Origin of the sequence: Bdellovibrio bacteriovorus (assembly GCF_041888015.1) — a bacterium.
Classification (GTDB): domain Bacteria; phylum Bdellovibrionota; class Bdellovibrionia; order Bdellovibrionales; family Bdellovibrionaceae; genus Bdellovibrio.
Map to the genome: position 1 here is coordinate 1,052,825 of NZ_CP168968.1, position 20,697 is coordinate 1,073,521.

The 20,697-nt window shown below is 49.7% G+C and carries 17 protein-coding genes and 1 tRNA gene; 12 read left to right on the forward strand and 6 right to left on the reverse strand.

The window, feature by feature from the left end:
• Window positions 1-13 precede the first annotated feature (13 nt).
• On the forward strand, window positions 14-2,992 hold the full coding sequence (locus tag ACES2G_RS05160) for a hypothetical protein (RefSeq protein ID WP_374001484.1): 2,979 nt from the start codon (window positions 14-16) through the stop codon (window positions 2,990-2,992).
• Between the two features lie 127 nt (window positions 2,993-3,119).
• On the forward strand, window positions 3,120-3,485 hold the full coding sequence (locus ACES2G_RS05165) for a hypothetical protein (RefSeq protein WP_347356510.1): 366 nt from the start codon (window positions 3,120-3,122) through the stop codon (window positions 3,483-3,485).
• On the opposite strand, the gene ACES2G_RS05170 is transcribed toward ACES2G_RS05165, so the two are convergent.
• On the reverse strand, window positions 3,486-4,586 hold the full coding sequence (locus ACES2G_RS05170) for a competence/damage-inducible protein A (RefSeq protein WP_347356509.1): 1,101 nt from the start codon (window positions 4,584-4,586) through the stop codon (window positions 3,486-3,488).
• A 175-nt stretch (window positions 4,587-4,761) separates the two neighbouring features.
• Between ACES2G_RS05170 and ACES2G_RS05175 the strand changes: the two genes are divergently transcribed.
• The 4 genes from ACES2G_RS05175 (at window position 4,762) to ACES2G_RS05190 (ending at window position 8,087) form a co-directional block, all read left to right on the forward strand.
• Window positions 4,762-5,970 (forward strand): acyl-CoA dehydrogenase family protein, encoded by a 1,209-nt coding sequence (locus ACES2G_RS05175; RefSeq protein ID WP_347356507.1) that lies wholly within the window; start codon window positions 4,762-4,764, stop codon window positions 5,968-5,970.
• 21 nt (window positions 5,971-5,991) lie between these two features.
• The gene (locus ACES2G_RS05180) at window positions 5,992-6,705 is read left to right on the forward strand and encodes an RNA methyltransferase (protein ID WP_347356505.1); all 714 of its coding nucleotides are present in this window, start codon (window positions 5,992-5,994) and stop codon (window positions 6,703-6,705) included.
• Window positions 6,706-6,777: 72 nt separating this feature from the next.
• Window positions 6,778-7,656 carry a tyrosine-protein phosphatase gene (locus ACES2G_RS05185; protein ID WP_347356504.1) on the forward strand — a complete coding sequence of 293 codons (879 nt, stop codon included), beginning with the start codon at window positions 6,778-6,780 and terminating at the stop codon, window positions 7,654-7,656.
• A complete protein-coding gene (locus tag ACES2G_RS05190) occupies window positions 7,653-8,087 on the forward strand; it encodes a hypothetical protein (RefSeq protein WP_347356502.1) in 435 nt (144 codons plus the stop codon). Before ACES2G_RS05185 ends, ACES2G_RS05190 begins: the two co-directional genes overlap by 4 nt.
• On the opposite strand, the gene ACES2G_RS05195 is transcribed toward ACES2G_RS05190, so the two are convergent.
• Complete coding sequence (locus tag ACES2G_RS05195) at window positions 8,084-9,649, reverse strand: pseudouridine synthase (RefSeq protein ID WP_347356501.1); 1,566 nt, start codon at window positions 9,647-9,649, stop codon at window positions 8,084-8,086. The genes ACES2G_RS05190 and ACES2G_RS05195 overlap by 4 nt on opposite strands.
• 92 nt (window positions 9,650-9,741) lie before the next feature.
• Between ACES2G_RS05195 and ACES2G_RS05200 the strand changes: the two genes are divergently transcribed.
• The 5 genes from ACES2G_RS05200 (at window position 9,742) to ACES2G_RS05220 (ending at window position 14,106) form a co-directional block, all read left to right on the forward strand.
• Window positions 9,742-10,332, forward strand: a complete 591-nt coding sequence (locus ACES2G_RS05200) for a LemA family protein (RefSeq protein ID WP_347356499.1) — start codon at window positions 9,742-9,744, stop codon at window positions 10,330-10,332.
• Between the two features lie 7 nt (window positions 10,333-10,339).
• Window positions 10,340-11,092, forward strand: coding sequence for a TPM domain-containing protein (locus tag ACES2G_RS05205; RefSeq protein WP_347356498.1), 753 nt, complete (start codon window positions 10,340-10,342; stop codon window positions 11,090-11,092).
• 17 nt (window positions 11,093-11,109) lie between these two features.
• On the forward strand, window positions 11,110-11,757 hold the full coding sequence (locus ACES2G_RS05210) for a TPM domain-containing protein (RefSeq protein ID WP_347356496.1): 648 nt from the start codon (window positions 11,110-11,112) through the stop codon (window positions 11,755-11,757).
• An 89-nt stretch (window positions 11,758-11,846) separates the two neighbouring features.
• Complete coding sequence (locus ACES2G_RS05215; RefSeq protein ID WP_347356494.1) at window positions 11,847-13,961, forward strand: hypothetical protein; 2,115 nt, start codon at window positions 11,847-11,849, stop codon at window positions 13,959-13,961.
• 69 nt (window positions 13,962-14,030) lie between these two features.
• Window positions 14,031-14,106, forward strand: a tRNA-Arg gene (locus tag ACES2G_RS05220).
• 85 nt (window positions 14,107-14,191) lie between these two features.
• Here the strand turns inward: ACES2G_RS05220 and ACES2G_RS05225 are convergent.
• The 4 genes from ACES2G_RS05225 to ACES2G_RS05240 form a co-directional block, all read right to left on the reverse strand.
• Window positions 14,192-14,992: a hypothetical protein gene (locus ACES2G_RS05225; protein ID WP_374001485.1), complete on the reverse strand. Its 801-nt coding sequence runs from the start codon at window positions 14,990-14,992 to the stop codon at window positions 14,192-14,194.
• A 16-nt stretch (window positions 14,993-15,008) separates the two neighbouring features.
• Window positions 15,009-15,947, reverse strand: a complete 939-nt coding sequence (locus tag ACES2G_RS05230) for a hypothetical protein (protein WP_347356491.1) — start codon at window positions 15,945-15,947, stop codon at window positions 15,009-15,011.
• 138 nt (window positions 15,948-16,085) lie between these two features.
• Window positions 16,086-16,433 carry a hypothetical protein gene (locus tag ACES2G_RS05235; RefSeq protein WP_347356490.1) on the reverse strand — a complete coding sequence of 116 codons (348 nt, stop codon included), beginning with the start codon at window positions 16,431-16,433 and terminating at the stop codon, window positions 16,086-16,088.
• Window positions 16,434-16,557: 124 nt separating this feature from the next.
• Window positions 16,558-17,322 carry a hypothetical protein gene (locus tag ACES2G_RS05240; protein ID WP_347356489.1) on the reverse strand — a complete coding sequence of 255 codons (765 nt, stop codon included), beginning with the start codon at window positions 17,320-17,322 and terminating at the stop codon, window positions 16,558-16,560.
• Between the two features lie 178 nt (window positions 17,323-17,500).
• Between ACES2G_RS05240 and ACES2G_RS05245 the strand changes: the two genes are divergently transcribed.
• The gene (locus ACES2G_RS05245) at window positions 17,501-20,695 is read left to right on the forward strand and encodes a hypothetical protein (RefSeq protein WP_374001486.1); all 3,195 of its coding nucleotides are present in this window, start codon (window positions 17,501-17,503) and stop codon (window positions 20,693-20,695) included.
• The last annotated feature ends 2 nt before the right edge of the window (window positions 20,696-20,697 follow it).

A 20,697-nucleotide genomic window follows, 5' to 3' on the forward strand; every position in this document is an offset into this window, starting at 1 on the left:
AAGAATGACGACTATGAAACGCCGAAACCATCTTTCCGTCTTTACTGCTGTTCTGTTTGCATCCCTTCTGTGGAATCAGACATCATGGGCTCATCCGATGATGCCCGTGTCTTTTTGGCAGAATCTTAGAAATTGTGCCGCTGTCTATGTGATTCCCAGTGAATTCAATTTGACCAATAACTCTGCTCAAAACTACGAGTTCAACGTCTATCTGATTGGCGGCGGAGGCGGTGGTGGCGTTTCTTCTGCAGGTTCGCGAGGTCAGTTCACCCAAGGAAGCTTTGTACTAGCACCCTCTCAAAATCTCTATGCCGTTGTTGGCGGAGGCGGCAGTGGCAGCACCTATATGACTGGGGGAGCGGGCGGAGCTGGTTACTATGGTGGCGGCGGTGGAGCCGTTGAATCCGTGAATTCCTATGGCGGCGGTGGTGGCGGTGGCAGCAGTGCACTTTTAAGAAACGGAGTGGTTTTGTTTCATGCCAACGGAGGCAAGGGCGGAGCAAGCACGAGTTTCATCACTGCCGGCGGCGATGGAGGAACCAATGTCGGAGGCGGTGCTGGTGGCTTTGTCACCGGAGGTCTGACGGGCTTTACGGGTGCATACAAACTTGGTGGGGATGGCTACTGTAATCTCAACAACGGTGTGGAACTGGTTCATGGCGGGCGCGGAGCTTATGGTGGTAAGTCCACTTACGATGGCGGCTCTTTCGGTCAAAGAGGTTTAACGAACGGTTCACTTCCAACGGGCTGTTCAGGCCGAGGCAGTGGCGGATTCGGCAGTTCCGGAGGCAGCTCTGCGACGGCTTATATCGGCAATGCTACGGTTGACTGGGCGAACAGCTACGCCGCAAGTTCTTTGCAAGGGGCGGGTGGTTCTGCCAGCACTAATGGCATCTCCGGATCTGCGGGCGTCGTTGTTCTGTGTAAAAAAAAGAATGCGGACTTATTTGTGGGTTTTCCAGAGACGATCACAAGTTCATTAAGTTCTGTTGTGACCTCGGTCACTCAAACGGTCTATGGCACGACAGGCACCACGTTGCCGATCAGCGTGAGTGGTACAGGAAGTCCTGAGATATCCATCAACGGCGGGGCTTGGGTGACTTCGGGGAATATCTCTTACGGTCAGACTTTGGCTTTGCGCCAGACTTCGGCTGTAAGTGCCAGCACGACAGCTACTGCGATGGTAAATCTGGGCAGCAATTCGTTTACGTGGAGCCTTACCACGGCACAACCTCTAGCTTTAGTATTCACAGATATCCTTAATCAGGCGGCCAATGCCTTGGTGACTTCGGCAGCAGCAACAGTGACGGGGACAGGCTCGGTTGCGGTGAATGTTGTCGGCACCGGCTCACCTGAGTTTTCTGTGAATGGTGGCCCCTGGGTGACCAGTGGGACTTTGAATGGCGGTGACAGTGTTATCGTTCGACTGACCACACCAAGTATTGCTTCAAGAAAAAGTTATGCGATCTTTCGCTGTGAGTCTTGTTTGAGCACGACTTTGACCCGCTGGAGTGTGACGACCGGAAGTTTGATATTCCCGTCTTTTGGTTCAGCAACCGGTCTTGCTTTGAGCACACAGCAGACCAGTCCTTCCGGTGTCATCACCGGGACTATACCTGGAGGACCGTATCCGTTCACGTTGACGGGCACTGGATCTGAAGCCTCCGTGAATGGTGGGGCGTGGGTGACCTCTGGGAATGTTATGGTTGGAGACACTGTTCAGATCAGGGTCATCTCATCGAATATACAAAATTCGCAGTTATCTCCCGCCATTGTTTCTTTGGGCGCTTACGGCTATTTCTATGTTACAACTGCCTCCACCACATATCCGGCATTTTCAAATCTGGTGAATCAAGGAAAGAATCTCGTGGTTAGTTCAGAGGTTCGTTCTGTGACTTCCGGGCTGGTGAACGCGCCGATCTCCATCAGCGCCGCTTCTGGATCGCCGCAGATCTCTATCAATGGGGGAGCCTGGGCAACTTCGGGTGTTTTGAATCAGGGGGACACATTGCAAGCCCGGATGACGACATCTTCCAGCAACATGACCTCTACGACGGTAAATATTGTTATTGCCGGATCCACAACAACTTGGCTGGTGACGACTGGAAATGGCATTCAGTTAATAATTCCAAACGTCAATAATGCGACCCCTTCGACTACGGTCACGACGGGCAGTATCGTCAACACCGGCGCTGCGGGAACACTGGCTGTGAACAGCACAGCCGCGATTGCGGACTTTTCCCTAGACGGTGGCAGCACGTGGGTGACCTCTGCAACCGTGGCGGCAGGACAGAGTGTGGTGTTCAGAGCGTCCTATGGTTTGGCCGGAACCAAGACCGTGGTCAACGTTCTTCTGGACGGAGCTGAGGTCAATCCGTGGGAGATCAACGACGGCTCTGTTTACAGTCCTGCGATTTCGGCAGGCTCGGCCGTTCTTTTGGGTGCGGGGGGGATGACTCAGCTTGTTTCTGTCGGTCAGGATGATGCTTTCCAGACTTTGACTTTGCCATTCTATTTCTCGATTGCGCAGTATCAGACGAAGACGTGGTATATCTGTTCAAACACCTTCATTAACGTGTTGACGTCTTCGACCTCGTATAGTGGGTTTGCCGGGAACTTCCCGGCAGTTCCTAAGTTTTTCCTGGGTGCTGCGGATAATTCCTGGCAAAGGGTTTGGTCCCAGAGTGGTACTAATTATTTCAGAATTCGCTATGAGGGGACAGCTTCCACCTCGGGAACGGTCGGAAGTCCTAATATCGTTTATGAATTTACGTTCTTCAAAGCCATGGGGAACAAGCAGTATATTCAAGTGGTCTTTGGGCCTCATTCGCGAAGCACGGGGGCCTTCGGTGTGGCGAGCTCTTCGGCGTACTTTGTGAATGGCGGGACCATCACCCCGAATTCAAGTTATGTCTTTGAAAGCGATCTTAAAGGTGAAAACTGGGTTATGACTCCGAATTCAAAAATAATTGGAGCTGGAACCGATCAATAGTGTCTCAGATTGAAGTATCATTCGGATTACCGGGATTTTCGGGGACACCTCTCAATGAAAAGGGATCATCTGCCGATAAGTGTATCAGTCGGAGACCTCGCTTGAACGTACCATTGAGGGATTGATAATGAGCAACAACATCACGGCCTATGTCGAAGGCAAGCTGCTTGAGGCAGCCAAAGAAAAATGGGTTTTTCAGCACTTCAAATTTGAAGGTTACAAGCTGCGTCCGCTGGAGCGGAAGATGTACTTTGACTTTGGTGTGATAGAAGTTTTTCTAAACCCCAACGGCAGTGTCGATATTGTCGGGGACTTCTATAAAAACAGTATCAAGGCTTCCGAATATGCGTCTGCCCAGGATGCCTGTGCGATGATTTATGATCACCTTCGCTATGCAGATCAGAATTATCTGCGCTTGATTGATGCACCTGAAAATTGGACCAAGCAGGGATTTATCGCCAAGCTCTTCAGTGGCTTTCGCAAAACAGGTTAATCACAGATTCTTAAGCCAGAAGATCAGGGCCATTTCGGCAAAGTACTGATGTCTGCGTTCTTTCATGTTCATGGTTTTGTACGGGCTGGTGATGAAGTCTTTCACCTTGCGACCACGATAGTCCAGACTGACTTCGCAACTGTGTTCGTCCTTCGGGAACAGATGCAGGTGCAGGTCTGCCGGACTTTTGACATCCCGGGACTTTGCGAAACTCCACAGTTGATCCGTCATAAATCCACGCAGCACCGGCATCAGTCGGTTCATCAGAAACTGACCTGTCACTTCATCAATCACACAAATAGATTTAATTTCGCTTAGTTTTGCTGCGAAAAGTTCGGCCACGTCATCGCCATCACGGGCAATAGTGCAAAACTGCAAAGCTTCAGTCAGTTGATCCAGTGGGGCCTGCAGTTCTTTTTCCCGGGTGTGATGGAAAGAGGCTTTGATCTCGACATAGGGGAGATGCACTCGATAGCCCTTTTCCACTTTGATTCCCTTCAGAATGTCTTCGACGACCAGGGCGACGTCGGACTCGCCAACGCCGATGGTGTCCCACTTGCGTGTGATGTAGGGGTCAAGACCCTGTGTGTTTTGTTGCAGCCATTGAGTGATGCTTGCATCCCATACGGCTTCAATCTCACGCGGTGGTCCCGGCAGGATAAAGACTTTCTTCCCGTGGGCTTCCAGAAAGAAGCCATTGGCAGTGCCTTCTTTGTTCGGCAGCACTTGGGCGCCTTCAGGGAAAAAACATTGTTGCCTTTGGATATCTTTGACCACGTAACCGCGCGAGGTCAGACGGTCGTTCACATGCTGCCAGGAGCCTTCATCAAAGACGAGTTTTTTGCCAGACCAATCGGCCACCACATCACGAGTGAAATCATCCGACGTCGGGCCCAACCCCCCGGTGATAAAGACCAAGTCTGCCTTGCTGGCGCAAAACACAATCCCTTCCAGCATTAGATCGCGTTCGTCGGGAACCACCAGATGGGCCTGTGTTGTCAGTCCTAAATCTTTGAGTTTTTTGGAGATCCAAGCGGCATTTTTGTTTACAATTTGCCCGTCGGTCAGCTCTGTTCCAATACCCAAAACGGCGGCTTTCATTTGTGGTTCTCCTTAAGGCGCAGATCAAAAGCTATTCCAAGGCTGTGTAAGCGTCCAGTAGCACTTGCAAATAGCCCAAAATGCAGCGCATTATTGTGGTCTAACCCTTGCCCCGAAGGCCGTCTCTTCATAGATTCGCCTGACTGTATGCATCTCGCTTTAAGGAGTCGCTTTTATGTCTTTCAATTGGAAAGAATTTGATCTTTACAATCCAACACCAGAGCACGCGATGTTGCGTGAAACTTTGAAGGCTTTCACTGAAGCGGAAATTGAGCCTCAAGCTCATGAGTACGATCGTCATGAAAAATTCAATCTGGCGTTGTTCAAAAAAGTCGGTGAATTGGGTCTTTTGGGGATCACAGTTCCCGAACAATTTGGCGGTGCGGGAATGGATGCAACTGCAGCGACCATCGTGCATGAAGAATTCTCAGCGGCGGACCCGGGCTTCTGCTTGGCGTATCTGGCGCACTCTATGTTGTGTGTGAACAACATCGCGGTGAATGGCAGTGATGAACAGCGCCTGCGTATTTTGCCAAAGCTTTGCTCTGGTGAATGGGTGGGCTCTATGGCGATGTCTGAACCTGCGATCGGAACTGATGTTCTGGGTATGCAGACAACAGCCGTTAAAAAAGGCAACGAGTATGTGATCAACGGTCGCAAGATGTGGATCACCAACGGAACTATCGACGAAAACAACACACCTTGTGATTTGGTTCTGGTCTATGCGCGCACGGGAGAAAAGCACGGTCGAGCGTTGATCTCCACTTTCCTGGTTGAAAAGGATCACAAAGGCTTCGCGGTCGGCCAAAAGATCAAAGATAAATTGGGTATGCGCGGTTCCAACACAGCAGAACTTGTGTTCCAGGATTGCCATGTGCCGGAAAGCGCCCTGATCGGTCATGAAGGCGATTCCATGCTGCACATGATGCGCAACCTTGAAATCGAGCGCCTGACTTTGGCTGCGATGAGCTTGGGTATCGCAAGACGTTCTATCGAAATCATGAACCGTTATGCGACAGAGCGTGAAGCGTTCGGAAAGTCCCTGAATCACTTTGGTCAGATGCAGCGTTATATTGCGGATTCTTATGCCGAATACAAATCTGCACGTGCTTATGTTTACGAAACAGCTCGCCGCATGGACTTGAACAAAGAAGGCAACCGTTTGGATTCCGACGGTGTAAAGCTGGTGGCAACAACGATGGCGAAAAACGTTGCAGACCGTGCGATCCAGGTTTTGGGTGGTTACGGTTATGTGGGCGAGTACGTGGTGGAAAGACTTTGGAGAGACGCGAAGTTGCTTGAAATTGGTGGCGGTACTTTGGAAGCGCACCAAAAGAATATCACTCGCGATCTGGCAAAAAATCCGGAAGCTCTTTACAAATAGTCCTGCCACTGCGAGGTCAGCATGTTCCCTTACGGGCCCGAACTTGAAATCAATTCCGATCTGCTTGTGAACTACAAAATCGTTCTTGAGAAGATCGGGCCCCTGCTGACGGATGAACGTCGCGAAAAGATCGAAAAGGTTGTGTCTTTGCGCAACTTCGATACTGCGGTGGTTCTTGAAGGGATCTATGACCGTGGGAATATTTCTGCGGTGATGAGAAGTGCTGAAGGCCTGGGCTTTGGCAATTTCCACGTGATTGAAACTCAGGAAAAGTTCAAAGAAGCCAACCGTGTCACCCAAGGGGCTGACAAATGGGTTGAAGTCAAAAAGTGGAAAAAGACCACGGACTGTGTGAAAGCACTTAAAAACCAAGGTTACAAAATCTTTGTGACCCACTTGGATGCCAAATCCAAACCTCTGCATGAAATTGATTTCAGTGGAAAGACGGCGCTGGTGCTTGGCAATGAACGTGACGGTGTGACGCCAGAAATGGTGGCGGCGGCCGATGAAACCGTGATCATTCCAATGACCGGCTTTGTCCAGAGTTTCAATATTTCTGTCGCCGGGGCCCTGGCATTGTATCATATTTCTCAGGATCGTCTGAATCGTCGTGGAGCCAACGCCTCTTTGACTGAAGAAGAGCAGGGGATTTTGCGGGCGCACTATTACATGCGCACACAGGATAGTGCTGCAAAGTATTTGGAAGAAATGTTCTCGCGCGGGACATTGGCGTAAGTTCTTTTTGTGTAAACTATTGGTTGTGCAGAGACGACCCCTTCCCCTAGACTTTAGGTGAAAGGGGTTCACATGAAGAAAGTAGCGTTGCTTCCCATTTTTCTGATTTTGGGTGCTTGTGCGGAAAAAACTGTCACAACAGATTCCGATAAGCCCGTGAATGCAAAAGTTCCATTTTTTATGACCCGTCCTCAGCCCACCAGTCCTGTGGAGCTGGTGTTTGATCATAACCGCGAGGGCATTCAGCCTGTAAATTACCGCAAAAACGACACACTTCGAATGTCTGGCAGTGCGACGTTTTCTCCGAAGGCGATGAAGACCGTTGCCAAGCCTGTGAAAAAGAATAAAGCGGCGCTGTACATTTTCGACTTGCGTCAGGAATCCCACGGTTTGATCAATGATATTCCTGTGACTTGGTATGCGGACCGTGACTGGGTCAATGCCGACTTGAATCATGATGAAGCTGTTCGTCGGGAACGTCGCTTGCTGGGTGATTTGCATGTGGGTGAGAAGATCGGCGATACCGTTATCAAGAGCATTGAAACGGAAGAAAGCATGGTGCGTACTTCCGGTCATCAGTATGTGCGTCTGACGGTGACGGACCATGTTCGTCCAGTGGATTCCGAGGTGGATCGATTTGTCGAAAAAGTGCGCGCACTTCCGGCAGATGCCTGGGTGCATTTTCACTGTCGGGCCGGTAAAGGCCGCACGACCACCTTTATGGTTTTGTTTGATATGCTGAAAAATGCCAAAGACACTTCATTTGATGACATCATCAAACGCAACACAGAGCTCAGCAACGACTATGACGTTCTGACCGTGGCTGATCCGTCGGACTGGAAATATCCCTATCAAAAAGAACGTGCGGCTTTCGTGCGGGAGTTCTACAATTATGCCAAAGCCCATCCAAATGGAGAGGGCGCGCTTTGGGGTGAATGGGTGTTGAAATGAAACGTGTATTGATTCTGACTTTGCTGACATTGACGATGGCATCTTGTGCACACAAAAAAACGCAGGATCTTGATTTTGATGATGCCCCGACGACAAAGAGATCTGCGACCAAGAAGGCCGACAAATCTGGTGCAAAAGCAGAGAGTTCTTCGGCCGAGACGGCGCGTAATTCGGGAATTGTGGTGGACCCACAGGATTTGGCAGTTCTTGAACGCATGACGAAAGCAGTGGAGCTCTACGTTCATAAGGGCAACAAGAAGGAATTCACGGTTCTTTGCAAAGACAAACGCTTTGATTGTTACGTGGCTGACAAGCTTTTCCCAGCGAAGAAAAAGAAGACAGCTCGGGCGATTCCTCCCTATGCCAGCGGCTCTAAAATGGGCTTACAAGGGGAAGAGCGTGTGCAGGTTCGTTACGAATTCTATCCTTAGTTTTTACGTAGGATGATGGATTTCATCAGGGGCTCCTGATCCGGGAGCTCAAAGTCCAACCCCTGTGCCGGTGCAGGCAGAATCTTGAAAGAAAACTCGCGCTTCAACTTATTCAGGCGCAGATGCAGATCCCCGGTGTTCCATTTCTCATAATTAGTACAGAACAGCAGCAAGCCGTCTTTTTGCAGGCAATAGAGGCAGTTGATCATCAGCTCATCAAATGTCTTGCTGATGGAAAAGACGCCGCTTTTGGAACGTCCGAAGGATGGCGGGTCACAGATGATCAAACCAAATTTGCGCTTGCGGCGAATGGTGCCTTTCAGGAACAAAAGGCAATCCTGAACCCAGAACTCGTGGTTTTCAGCTTCAGGATCAAGGCCGTTGAGCTTGAAGTTATTTTTGCTCCACTCAATAAAGTTGGCCGACACATCCACAGTGCAGACTTCACGGGCCCCAGCCAAAGCGGCCACAGTGCTGAAGCCGCTGGTATAAGAAAATAGATTCAAGACACTGCGATCCTGGGCATGTTCTTTCACCCACAGGCGATTTTCACGTTGATCCAGGAACAAACCAGGGGACAGGCCGGTGTCACTGCGAAGATCATAGATCACACCATTTTCTTTGGCCTGCCAACGGGGAGCTGTGTTGCCAATTTGCCATAAAAGCTGGGCATTGGGGTCTTCGCCACGGTTGAGCATTTTGCGGATTAAAATCTTTTTGTGGTACTGCTTGGAGACTTTTTCAAAACGCAGCAGGTCCTGCACAGTCGGGTCGGATTCCTTGTACCAATAGACCCACAGATAATCGCCGTACTGGTCAATGCGGTAGGTGTCCAGCTCGCGGTGGCTCAGGCGCAGACATTCATCCTGAAGTTGGCTGAACTGATACATGCGCTCGCGGCGCTGGAATGCTTCCGTCAGAATCTGCTCTTCAGGATCGGTAGAGGCGTTGTCATCGGCCCACGCAGGTAGAGCTGTTTCATAGCGGACCTTCTGGCCGCCCAGTTCAAATGCCAAAAGCAGAGAGTGCAGACACAGACGGAAATGGTTGGAACCCCCGTGTTCACTGTCTCCCAATATGGCAATGCCATTGGCTTCAGCATGAAGGCGGATTTGATGGGGTTTCCCGGAATGAGGGACAGCTTCCCACAATTCATGGTTTCCCAAAGTCTTGACCCACTTGAAGCTGGTTTTCGAATTGGGCTCGGCTGTTTCGCGGCTGATGAAGGCGTTCTTTTCTTTGCTGATATGGGATTCGTAAGAAAACTCTTTGCGAGAGATTTTTTTGTCGGTCAGGAAAAGATATTTCTTTTCAACTTTGTGCTGTTCAAAAGCCTGCGTCAGCGCTGCCGCAATTTCTGAGGAGGTGGCAAAGACCAGGGCTCCTGATGTCGCTTTGTCCAGGCGATGCACGGTATAGAGCTTGCGGTTCAGCTCTTCTTCGTAAATTTCCACACAGCCACGCTGGCCGTATTCGGGCGTATGCGTGTTAAGGCCGGCAATCTTGTCAACGAAAATGCAGCCAGCTGTCTCGGTGTGGTGAAGCTTAATAATCCGTGTCATCCGTCCAATATAATCCGGTTTTCATTGTGGGTCACTGGGAGATTCGCTAGAACTGAGATGTATCCAGGATTTTAATTTGGAGGCTTTTTATTATGAAAAACCGAGTTCTTGTTCTTGCCCTTATGATCATGCCGTTTTTGGTGGGTTGTGGAATTCAATCTTTGCCACAAGCGAAGAATGCAACTGAAGCTGCCTTGGCTGAAGTGAACAATCAATACAAACGTCGAGCTGACCTGATCCCGAATCTGGTGAATGTGGTTAAAGGTTATGCCAAACACGAAGAAGCGACCTTGACGGCGGTGACGGAAGCCCGCGCTAAGGCGACGGCGATGCAAATTGATCCTTCCAAGGTGACCCCAGAGCAGTTGGCAAAATTCCAACAGGCACAATCTGGCTTGTCTCAAGCTTTGGGTCGTTTGATGGTTGTATCTGAACAGTATCCGCAATTGAAAGCGGACCAAAATTTCCGTGATCTTCAGGCTCAATTGGAAGGCACAGAAAATCGCATCACAATTGCTCGTCAAAGATACATTGAATCCATCAATGGCTTTAATAATCTTGTCAGCGTTCCGCCAACAAGCTGGACGAATGCGATCATGTACCACTTTGAAAAAATGCCTCAGTGGGATATGGCTCCGGAAGAAAAAGCGGCGGCTGAAAAAGCTCCGGACGTGAAGTTCTAGTCCGCGCATGCATTTTCTGACTCTTTCCCTTTTTGCTGTCTTTTTCAGTCTGAGTCTTGCAGCCCAGGCTGAATTCAAAGTTCCGACTTTGACCGGCCCGGTCATGGACGAAGCCGGATATTTGACACGTGATGATCGTCAGGAGCTGATGCAGCTTCTGTATGATTTCAACAAGCGTGGTGTTGCGCAGGTTCAGGTTCTGATTGTTCAGTCTTTGGACGGTACTCCGATTGAGATGGCATCCATCGCAATCACGGACAAATGGAAGCTGGGCGACGCCAAAAAAGACAATGGTGTTTTGTTCCTGATCTCTGCTGATGATCGTAAGCTGCGCATTGAAGTGGGGCAGGGTCTTGAAGGCGCCATTCCCGATGTAATTGCCAGCCGTATTATTCGCGATCAGGTCATTCCGCTATTTCGATCCCGTCAATTTTCTGCCGGTGTGGTCCTAGGCACACATGAAATCTTGCGTCTGGCGGATAAAGAATTCGCTGAACAGCATGGACTTCAGGAAAATGTTCCGGCCAAAGATGACAACGGCGGTGGGGAAATTCCTATCGGCGTTATCGTTCTTCTGTTCATTATCATTTCTATCCTTGGACGCTTTGGCGGCGGTCGCGGACGTTACTACCGAGGTGGTGGTGGCTGGGGCGGCGGTCTTGGCGGCGGCGGCGGAGGATGGTCTTCCGGTGGTGGTGGAGGCGGCTGGTCCGGTGGCGGCGGTGGCTTCTCTGGCGGTGGATCTTCAGGTAGCTGGTAAGGGGATTTTGAGGGATTATGGCTTGGATTAATAAGTATCTTTCTGAAAATGATCTTGCCCAGATTGAGGCGACGATTTCCCGGGTGGAAGAATCCACTTCCGGAGAGATCGTGCCCGTGATTGTTCGCCGTTCTTCAGCGGTGGGGCATGTGCCTTTGACTCTGACCCTGCTTTTGACGTTGCTTTTGGTGATTGTTGAGTTCCCTTTCAGTGACTGGTTGTGGGTGACACCTTGGGTGTGGCTGTGGCCGGTGTTGCTGGTGGTGATCTATGGGATTTCCCATGTTTTGGCCAAGAGCAAATGGATTCAGAAGGTCTTCGTTCCCGAACGTGACGAGGTGGATTCTGTTCATCAGCGCGCACATTTGGAGTTTTATCTGAACCGTATTCATCGCACTGAACTCGGGACCGGAGTTTTGATCTTTGTCTCTGTTATGGAGAAGAAAGCTGTTGTGCTTGCAGATGAAGGAATCTCCAAGAAACTTCCTAAAGAACACTGGGACGAGATTCTGGCTGTGTTAGGTAAGAACCTGCATGATGGCAAGTGGGCAGCTGGGTTTGTTGCTGCGATTGAAGCCTGCGGTCAGGATTTGCAGGCCCATTTCCCAGTTACTTCTGGTAAAGCTAACGAGCTTAAAAACCATCTTATCGTCAAAGATGTCTGATCGTCCTAAAGTAGTACAGCGACGTTAAGTTCTGGCAATTGTCGCTGGTGTAATTCATATCTGCAAACTCGCATTCCGAAAAGTAACGTATGCGAGTCCTTTTTTTGTACGTCCTATTCGCTGGTTTCGCGTTGGTGTCCTTGGGTTGTTCTCTGGATGCCAGCATTTCTGGGCAAATTCAGCCCTCTTTGTTACGTCCTGACAACGGTGACGGTGTTGTCGATGCTCCACAAATAGCTCAGAAAATTTGCTCCAATGGACCGGTATTTTCTCAGGCGGAGCTGCCTACAGGCGAAACGATCTTTGCCGGTGACTTCAGTCGCATTGGCCCCTGCAGCAGTCCCTTTTTAAAATACAATCCTGTCACCGGTGCAATTGATTCTATCGGGCCCTCTGACGCCGCAATTGGTGAAGCTCATGTTATTGAAGCTGATGGGGCGGGAGGTTACTACATCGGTGGATATTTTGTGGCAAAGAATGGGTCACAAGCATTGATTCATATCAAACCTGATGGAACTCTTTCAGATTGGAATCCCCATCTTACTCGTGGAGCTTCGGCTCCAGGAGTGATGGCACTTAAGGTTCACAATGGTGTTCTGTATGTGGGCGGGGAATTTACAGCAGCGGGCAGCCCTTCGCAAGGCCGTACGGCCCTTGCCGCATTCGATGTGACTACCGGGGATTTGATGTCGTGGGCGCCTCCGTTGACGGCTGACATTTCAGGGGAATTGCAAATTCGCTCTGTCGAGATCGATTCTAGTTCAATATTTGTCTCTGGGGCGTTTGGGAATGTTGGCACCAATTCTCATGTTTCTGCGGGTGTTGCCAAGATCAATTTGACCGACAACGATGCCAACACTGCCTTTGCTGCCACCGGAATAAGCTCTAACTCGGGAAAACTGAAATTGCATAACGGAGCTTTGTTGCTGATTGATGGAGGCGGGTTTGTGATGCTGAACTCCACGACAGGCGCGGACACGGGTTTCGTTGCCGGCCTGAGCATGCTGCCAGTGTGGGGTGGTTTTGGTGATTATGAATTGAGGGACGATGAACTTTGGATTGCTGGCGATTTTGATTCAGTTAATGCTCATGCCACTCGAAATATAGTAAAATTCGATTTTAGTGGTGGGGTTCCGGTGTTGGATTCATCATGGGCGACAACCTATGAACCAGAAGGCTGGGTGTCGCTGTTTAAAGTGACAGATACCCATATTCTGAGCTTTACGAATGGAACCGTGGGATATTGGAATAAGTCAAATGGCACCCAGTACGTGCCACCGGTGGCAAGTCCGGTGAGTGATGCCACTTTTGTAGGTGCGCGGATTGAAGGTGAAGAGCTGCTGTATGCGCACAACTCCAAAACCCTGGGCATTCCCGAAACCAGATATTTGGTGATGTATGACAAGGATGGGGAAGTTATTCCTTGGAGCCCAACTCCTAACGACTATGTAAAATCCGTGGTCGTGCATAATGGCAGGATTTTTGTCGGTGGTCGGTTCACGAACATTGGTGCAACTCCTTCGGGGAAACGTTACCTGGTGGAGTTGGATGCTGATGGGGAAGTCACCTCCTGGAATGCAGCTGTCAATGACGAAGTATATGACATGCGAAGTGTGCAGGGAAGTCTGCTGGTTGCTGGTGAATTTACCGAGATAGGCAGTGATGGTTTGGGGCCGGCTTACCTTGCAAAAATCAGCTTTGTTGATGCGACAGCCATACTCTGGACAACTCAGGTGGATGGACGGGTGTTCGGATTTGATATTGAAGGGTCTGCCTTAGTTTTCGGGGGCGGTTTTTCGATGGTGGACGGTCAGACCGTCGAGAATCTGGCGAAGGTGGACTTGAATACTGGAGGTCTGCTGGGCGGTACCCCCACGGTCAACAGCTGGGTCAATGGGCTGGCAATCGTCGATGAAAAAGTTTATCTCTTTGGTCAATTTACGGATGTGGGGGGTGAAGCTCGTTCACGCCTGGCTGCTTTCAATCTTTCGGATGGTTCTGTGACGACCTGGGCACCTAACATAGCAGTCTGGGCCTTGCGGACGCTAAGAGAAGTGTCTGACAAGATCATCGTGATGGCCCATTTCAGCACTTTTAATGGGGTCAGATATTCCGAAGGCACTCTGGTATTGGATCCAATCACCGGGGCCAAAATAGAAGATCCTCGGAATCTCTACAGCTCGACAGTTTGGCTTGAAGAGTAATGACGCCACGGCGCACCACCTCATTTCTTGCGTTTTAAAGGTCTTCATTGATAGTCTGAGGACCTCTGTGCAGTCGTAGTTCAATGGATAGAGCACTTGGCTTCGAACCAAGGGGTTGCAGGTTCGAGTCCTGCCGACTGCACCATCCTTTCTTAGTTTTTTCCTTTTAATACTGCTTCGATCTTGGTTGCTTGCTTCGGCAGGACGTGGAAAATTGCGCATACTCCACACTAAAAAGTGCCTGTGGCACTTTTTAGCGCGGGCACAACTGCCGACTGCATTAGGCTGAGGCCGTCGATGACTTCAACGGGAGTGGCTAGGGGGATGCGTTCGTGAAAGCGAATGAGCGTGTCGTTGGGTCCTATGTTGATGAATCGCTTTACTCCTAGTTCCTCCACCATCCACTGATACGTTGGCCACCAGCGAACCGGTCCGGTCATGTTGTTGATCATGTCATCCAGAAGCTCTTTTTCGTTGGTGATGAGCTTGCATTCAGAAGCCGAGATCATTGGAATTTTCCAGGGTTGAATTTTTAACTCTCCGAAGTGCTCCAGGGTGTATTGCTGGGTCGCTTTCATGGCAGCCGAGTGCAGGGGTTTGTCGCAAAGCGGGCGGATGGCATATTTTTGCCGAGTGGAATCGAGTTCACACCAGACCTGCAGATATTCTTCAGGCCCCCCAACCAGGAAATGTTTCGGAGTTTGATAGACGGCGATATAAAGACCCAACGATTCAATCTCGCGCAGATCCGCGGCGGTGGCGGCATCACCGCGGCATTTTACGCAGACCACGGCTCCACCGGTCAGTTTCTGCCCGTGGTTTCCAAAGAGATATGTGCCCAGCTCCGAGTGAAAGAACTCCTCGGAGCTTTGGGCAAAATCAGAAAGTGAAATCTTTCCGCCAGTAATTCTATCCAGGTGAGTCTGAGCCGTTGTCATTCGGGCCTTCACCTCCGGAAGTGCTAAAACCATGTCCCGTTGGTCCAAACGGTCCAGTCCGTCAATGCCTGAAAACATCACTGCCGTCGTCATGAGTCCTCCGAAAGCTCTATCGAACGTTGAGCGATCTCAACAAATTATGGTGTTCTGAAAGAATCGTAAGGTACTTCAAGATAAACTCCTGAGGATAATTTGCGGAGTCATAATACTTCGTCTGGAACTCCACGATGAGTTGATAAGTTTGTTCACTATTCAGACTCAGGACCTCGCGAGCCAACACCGTTTCGGCCCTCGTATAGGCATTTGCACAGACTCCCTGATACATGACTTTGAGAGAATTTTCTGGTTTGCTTTGAAGGAACTGCTTATAAAACTTGTGTCCTTCGGTATCAGCCTGGCGGAAATTCAAATTTCTTTCAATCAGCTCCTTGCTGTATTGGCCCGGAATAAAGCTACCCAGTTTCGTGATATACATCTCATAGATTTTTCGAGCGCGACTGTCTGGTTTGTTTTCTTCAAGTCTTTTCTGAAAATCAATAGCCATATTCATCAGTTCTTCACTGGCAACGAAACGGCAGGTTTGCTCAGATTGGAAGGAACTCAAGAACACATTGAAAGTTTCCATAGCCAAATTTTTGTAACCTTTATCGACTTCACTATCCGAGCGGCTTGCATTAATACGCTCGGCAAAGAAATTTAATAAAGTCAGTGTGTACTCAGTAGATGAGTAGGCACCCTTCTCGCCCTTTAGAGTGCCAAGAAATTCAGCTACATACATGTTAAACTGTTTGTTCGCATACTTTTCTTGCCAGCTTCCGGCAACGGATTGCTCTGCACGCGTCGCCCATACTTGAATAAGCTCCACCTTGGCCTTTAACAGAGGATCGAGTTTTTTATTACAGGTGCCCCAGTCGTCGCTGCCCAGAATCAAGTGAGGAGCCTCGATGTTGGTCATCCCACCTGATTGATAGGTCTGTGCAGAAGCCAAAATCGGAGTTTGTTGCAGAAATACTAAAGCCACGATCCCCAGTAGCCGTTGATGTTCCATTGTGATCCCTTTCTCTTGTTACCTAAGTTCAACTGAGAAAGTGATTCTGGGCTTTGATGGACGAAAGTAGAATAAAGATTGAATGAGCTGCCAACAAACAACACCATTGTTGTTTGTTGGCAGCAGAACGCGCAGTGTTTATTTTCGGATGCAGAACATTTCCATTCTGGAGTTTTTTTGGCCGGCATCGGGGTCGTTCATGTCGAAGATGCCTTTGAGGGTTTTGGAAGTGCTTTGAAGGTTCTCGATCTCCATTGTGAAATTCGTGGGGTGATGGGCGAAGATCGTTGTATTTCCGGATTCTTCAACACTTGAAATTTTAGATTTGATAGCTAGTTTTCCATTGCCGTCGTAGAACTTGAACTCGATTTGGTTTGAACCCGACTCTGTCAGTTCGATTTTGTATTTTCCGGCCTCACACTGAAGGCTTTTTGCGAAGCTGGTCATTGGCAAAAGAATAAGACAAGCAAGAATAAAGGACTTCATTTCAGTTCTCCGTTCCGTTTCGATTTTAAGGGACTATTATTCCGAGGCATTTTGATGCGAGGTTTATGCCAGATTGTATTCGGATATAGAGGGGCGCCTTCATCCGACGGTGTCAAAACCTTGTTCACAGTGACAAATGGCGACGCTCCCACCAGCTTTTGAAACTTGTGTATTGCGGGGACCAATTGAGTGCTTGTCGGGTCCACTGGTTGTTGCATCTTTTTCCAAGCTGATTCGTTTCCGTGTAGTGGATGTTTTGGGGTTCACTCACCACAAGATTTACGAAATCTTGACGAGACATCGGAACATCGTCGCAGCCTAAATAGATTTTCCGTGCAGTTCCTGATTGCAGGCAGCGAACGGCCAGATGGGCGGCGTCTTGAGTGTGGATAAGATTTAAGAATGAATTTGCAGGGCCGCTGGTTGTCTTTTTTTCCTGAATGAATCTGTGAGGGCCTTTGTATTCATCATAAAGCCCGGCAAGTCTTAGAACCATTCCGCCCTGATCAAGCACCAGAGTTTCGGCCTCCAGCAATGGGGAGCTTGCCGTCACCTGAGAGTTTTCGTGCACTTCGTTGCCCGATTCCTCTGCGTAAACCCTTGTGGAGGAAATCAGAAGAAAGGCCCCGGTTCTGTCCCAATTTTCCAATGCTTGCCTGATCAAATTCAGAAGGCCTGGCTGTGGAGGAATTGAAATGAGCACATTCGTGCTTGGAGGAAGGGTTTGATGTTCAATGACTGGGTTTATGTTCAGTGCCTTGAGAGCCTCATGCCTTCTGTCAGTCTTAGTGACGCCGTAAATACGCGCATCTGCATAAAGATCTTGATAGACCTTGATAGCTAAGGTTCCAAGATCTCCGGCCCCATAGACGGTCAATGAGGGGGACATCGCGAGGCAAGATTTTGTCAGATGGGGTTGGCTCATAGTGATAAGGAATCAATTTTCCTTTCTGCCGTCAATAGGAGCTCTCATATTTGTATGAGAAAACACCTCGCTTTCGTGTTTAAACTCGGTTATTTAGCGGTTCGGATTGTGCGGCTTTAGTTCGGAGTGCCGATAAGAAATCATGCAGTTTATCTATTTGTTTGTATTTGTATTGATAACTTCAGGCTGCTCTCTTGATGCCAGTCTATTCGATCAACCTTCTTCAGGCACTCCTACGTCACCCCCACCAGGGATTGAAAAGGTCACGGCATCCACATTCTGCGTGAATGGCAAGTACGAGACTCCCATGAATTTGGGGCAAGGGGATTTCCTGCTCTTGGGTAACTTCTCTCAAATAGGTACTTGTGGTTACAGCATTTATGGCAGTTCGTTGAGCGAAACGACAGGGCACCTGAATGTGAACGGAACAGTCGAAAGAACGGTGTCCGATGGAAATGGCGGTTACTATATCGCAGGAACCTTTTCCGCCGTGAATGGAGTCCACCGAGCTGGATTGGCCCGCGTGAAAGCTGATGGTACGTTGGATGAAAACTTCAAGCCTTTTGGGAATCTATCTGGAGACTTTGATCTTGCGGGCGTTGCTTTGGCGCTAGGTCAGGACAAGCTGTATGTCGGTGGTAACTTTTCCAGCGTAAGCAATCCATTCGGGACCGTTGTGGATGCTACCACAGGTCTTTCGAAATGGCCTTCGGGGGTTCGCTTTTACAACGAGATTCTTGCGGCGACCGCCGATGGCAGTGGAGGCCTTTATATTGCTGTCAAAGGCAGCAGCTATCAGGGGGAATACAGCGGCGCCGTGATTCACTTATTGGCGAATGGCGAACGGGATCTTGGTTTCTTCACGTCCATTTTTGGAAATATCACTGTGTTGACCTATGATCAGGCAACGAATGTTCTATATGTCGGTGGTTCAAGTCTCAGTGACTCGAGCCTGTCCATGAGTTCAGTTCTATCCGTTCATGGAACTTCAGGTGCCACCTTGACAGGTTGGAACCCGGTGCTGGCTCAGTCCTATACTGAAGTCACTGCAATTGCCGTAAGCCCTACACAGGTGTACGTGTCCCGTGTGAACTCATACAACAGCACGGACACCGGTCTGTATGCGATCAATAAAGCCAATGGCTCAATCCTGTGGGAGAAGAAAACGACACTGCGATCGGGCTTTTCCAGCCTTGCCTACGACAGCGGCAAAATTTATGCGGCCGGTGGTTTTACGAAGGTCAATGGTGTGGACAGGAATTATCTTGCTGTCTTTGATGAAAGCGGAACGTTGTTGGCCAGTCCTGTCAGTATGCCGGACAACGAAGTTGTCAGTCTCCACTATGCTGATGGATTTCTTTATATCGGAGGCAGATTCAAGAATGTGGGCGCAACGGCAGCCCATGGCCTGGCTCGCTATCGCACCAGTGATTTGACATTGGATGCATGGAATCCCAACCCGACCTACCTCAGTACGCTTGGATCTATCGACGGAATGGTTTCCGATGGCGCGGGGACTCTTTATGTCCGAGGTGATTTCACGGTGATCGGTGGTAAGAGCTTGCAAGGTATCGCCGCCATAACAACGACGGGGGCTGGAACGGTGAAGGACTGGGATGTGATGCCATCCGGAGGTAACAGTGCTCCCGCTGAAACTATCGCCGTTGGCAGTGGGGGAGTCTTTGTTGGTGGAACTTTCCAAAGTTTAGGGGCTCCGGTCATTCGAGGACTGGCAGTTCTTAATTCAGCGACCGGAGATGCGGCACCTTTTGATTCTAAAGTTGCCGGAGGAGCAGTTCGGGCAATCACTGTGTCTCAGGATAAGCAGACGCTTTATCTGGCGGGAGATTTTAGTTCTGTCAGAGGCGAGGTCAGATATGGACTGGCGGCTTTGAATACAGCCGACAATTCATTGAAATCCTGGGCGCCAGTGACGGACCGGGGAACTTTTGACGAAGTTTGGTTTGTGCAGGAATACGGCGGCATTGTGTACGTGAATGGATACTTCACGAAACCATTGGGATTGAATCTGCAGACCCGCGATGATTTTGCAGCTATTGATCAAAGTGGGAATGTGATTGGCTGGACGCCAGCAACCACCGATCCATATGACGTTTTGGATTTTGTGATTCATGATGGTGTTCTTTATATTTCGGGAAGACTCAGGGGCGCACAGAATAAAAGTGTAGCGGCCTATGATCTTAAAAATTCCGGTGCGCCTTTGGCGCTGGGGCAGTCATTCGAAGGCTCACGACCTCATTCTTTGGTGGTTCACAACAGTGGTGTCTATGTCGCTGACGGTTCGGATCTTTTCCGTCTGGAGGCCGATGGTTCCGGAGTCAAGGTGCATTCATACTCAAGTCTTATCGGAGCTCTGGGGGTCAGCAGTGGAGGCCTTTTTGTGGCATCGAATGATCTCGGGGGGCCACAGCGCAATGGTATGGCCATTGTGAATTTCGATAAGTCCCAGGCATCCGATTGGGTGGCGTCAATTCCAATGGGCTATGAGTTCTTTGATGTCTATACAGCAAAAAGAGCTGGGGACTATCTTTATGTCTCCGGTCGTGGCGAGAATGCCTTGGGCAATATTGTCGGAAAATTGTTTGTTGCGAACATTAAGACCGGCACCCATCAAATGCTGGAAGTGGATGGAAAGATCGAAATTTTAGAAGCCTTGAATGAGACAGTTTATGCTGGCGGCGACTTCGTCTCTGTCAATGGCAATGCCCGGTCCGGCTTGGCCGCCTTCACCAGTGGGCAGTTAACGAATTGGCAGCCCGTGGTTGATGGGGAGGTCAGCTTCATCAGTCATCACCAGGGTGTTCTATATGTGGGTGGGGATTTTGCAACAGTGGATGGCAGTCCTCGCCAAGGACTTGCTGGCTTCACAGCGTTGACCGGGGCTCTGCTGGCCTGGAGTCCGTTTGCAGCTTATGACTATGGCTACTTTGGAAGAACAATGGTGGCTGGCGATAAAATATATATCATGTACGAGGCCGAAAAAGACGGCAACTACGAGGAAGGTCTGCTGACAGTGCAGACGGGTTCAATGCAGGTGGGAACATGGACACCGCCTGAGAACTTTGATTCCTACGAATGGTTTGCCCGTGATGGTCGAATCTATTTCTGGGATGCTGACACGGGGATGGCCGTGGGCGCGGATATTCAGACGGGACAACCCATTTCCATATCCTGGGAATTGCCCGAAGATGGACTTGTCATGAAAGCGGATGGCGTGTTTTGGAAACAAGACTCAGACCTCGTCCTGATGGATGAGGTCACGGGGAAAGCCAGAGTGGTTTTCCGTGAGGTCGCTTCCCCTACGCCGTTGGAATAGGT

Excerpts from the sequence above, each read along its gene's own strand:
- ACES2G_RS05160 (WP_374001484.1), top strand. The coding sequence starts at position 14 with ATGAAACGCCGAAACCATCTTTCCGTCTTTACTGCTGTTCTGTTTGCA.
- ACES2G_RS05165 (WP_347356510.1), top strand. The coding sequence starts at position 3,120 with ATGAGCAACAACATCACGGCCTATGTCGAAGGCAAGCTGCTTGAGGCA.
- ACES2G_RS05170 (WP_347356509.1), bottom strand. The coding sequence starts at position 4,586 with ATGAAAGCCGCCGTTTTGGGTATTGGAACAGAGCTGACCGACGGGCAA.
- ACES2G_RS05175 (WP_347356507.1), top strand. The coding sequence starts at position 4,762 with ATGTCTTTCAATTGGAAAGAATTTGATCTTTACAATCCAACACCAGAG.
- ACES2G_RS05180 (WP_347356505.1), top strand. The coding sequence starts at position 5,992 with ATGTTCCCTTACGGGCCCGAACTTGAAATCAATTCCGATCTGCTTGTG.
- ACES2G_RS05185 (WP_347356504.1), top strand. The coding sequence starts at position 6,778 with ATGAAGAAAGTAGCGTTGCTTCCCATTTTTCTGATTTTGGGTGCTTGT.
- ACES2G_RS05190 (WP_347356502.1), top strand. The coding sequence starts at position 7,653 with ATGAAACGTGTATTGATTCTGACTTTGCTGACATTGACGATGGCATCT.
- ACES2G_RS05195 (WP_347356501.1), bottom strand. The coding sequence starts at position 9,649 with ATGACACGGATTATTAAGCTTCACCACACCGAGACAGCTGGCTGCATT.
- ACES2G_RS05200 (WP_347356499.1), top strand. The coding sequence starts at position 9,742 with ATGAAAAACCGAGTTCTTGTTCTTGCCCTTATGATCATGCCGTTTTTG.
- ACES2G_RS05205 (WP_347356498.1), top strand. The coding sequence starts at position 10,340 with ATGCATTTTCTGACTCTTTCCCTTTTTGCTGTCTTTTTCAGTCTGAGT.
- ACES2G_RS05210 (WP_347356496.1), top strand. The coding sequence starts at position 11,110 with ATGGCTTGGATTAATAAGTATCTTTCTGAAAATGATCTTGCCCAGATT.
- ACES2G_RS05215 (WP_347356494.1), top strand. The coding sequence starts at position 11,847 with ATGCGAGTCCTTTTTTTGTACGTCCTATTCGCTGGTTTCGCGTTGGTG.
- ACES2G_RS05225 (WP_374001485.1), bottom strand. The coding sequence starts at position 14,992 with ATGACGACGGCAGTGATGTTTTCAGGCATTGACGGACTGGACCGTTTG.
- ACES2G_RS05230 (WP_347356491.1), bottom strand. The coding sequence starts at position 15,947 with ATGGAACATCAACGGCTACTGGGGATCGTGGCTTTAGTATTTCTGCAA.
- ACES2G_RS05235 (WP_347356490.1), bottom strand. The coding sequence starts at position 16,433 with ATGAAGTCCTTTATTCTTGCTTGTCTTATTCTTTTGCCAATGACCAGC.
- ACES2G_RS05240 (WP_347356489.1), bottom strand. The coding sequence starts at position 17,322 with ATGTCCCCCTCATTGACCGTCTATGGGGCCGGAGATCTTGGAACCTTA.
- ACES2G_RS05245 (WP_374001486.1), top strand. The coding sequence starts at position 17,501 with ATGCAGTTTATCTATTTGTTTGTATTTGTATTGATAACTTCAGGCTGC.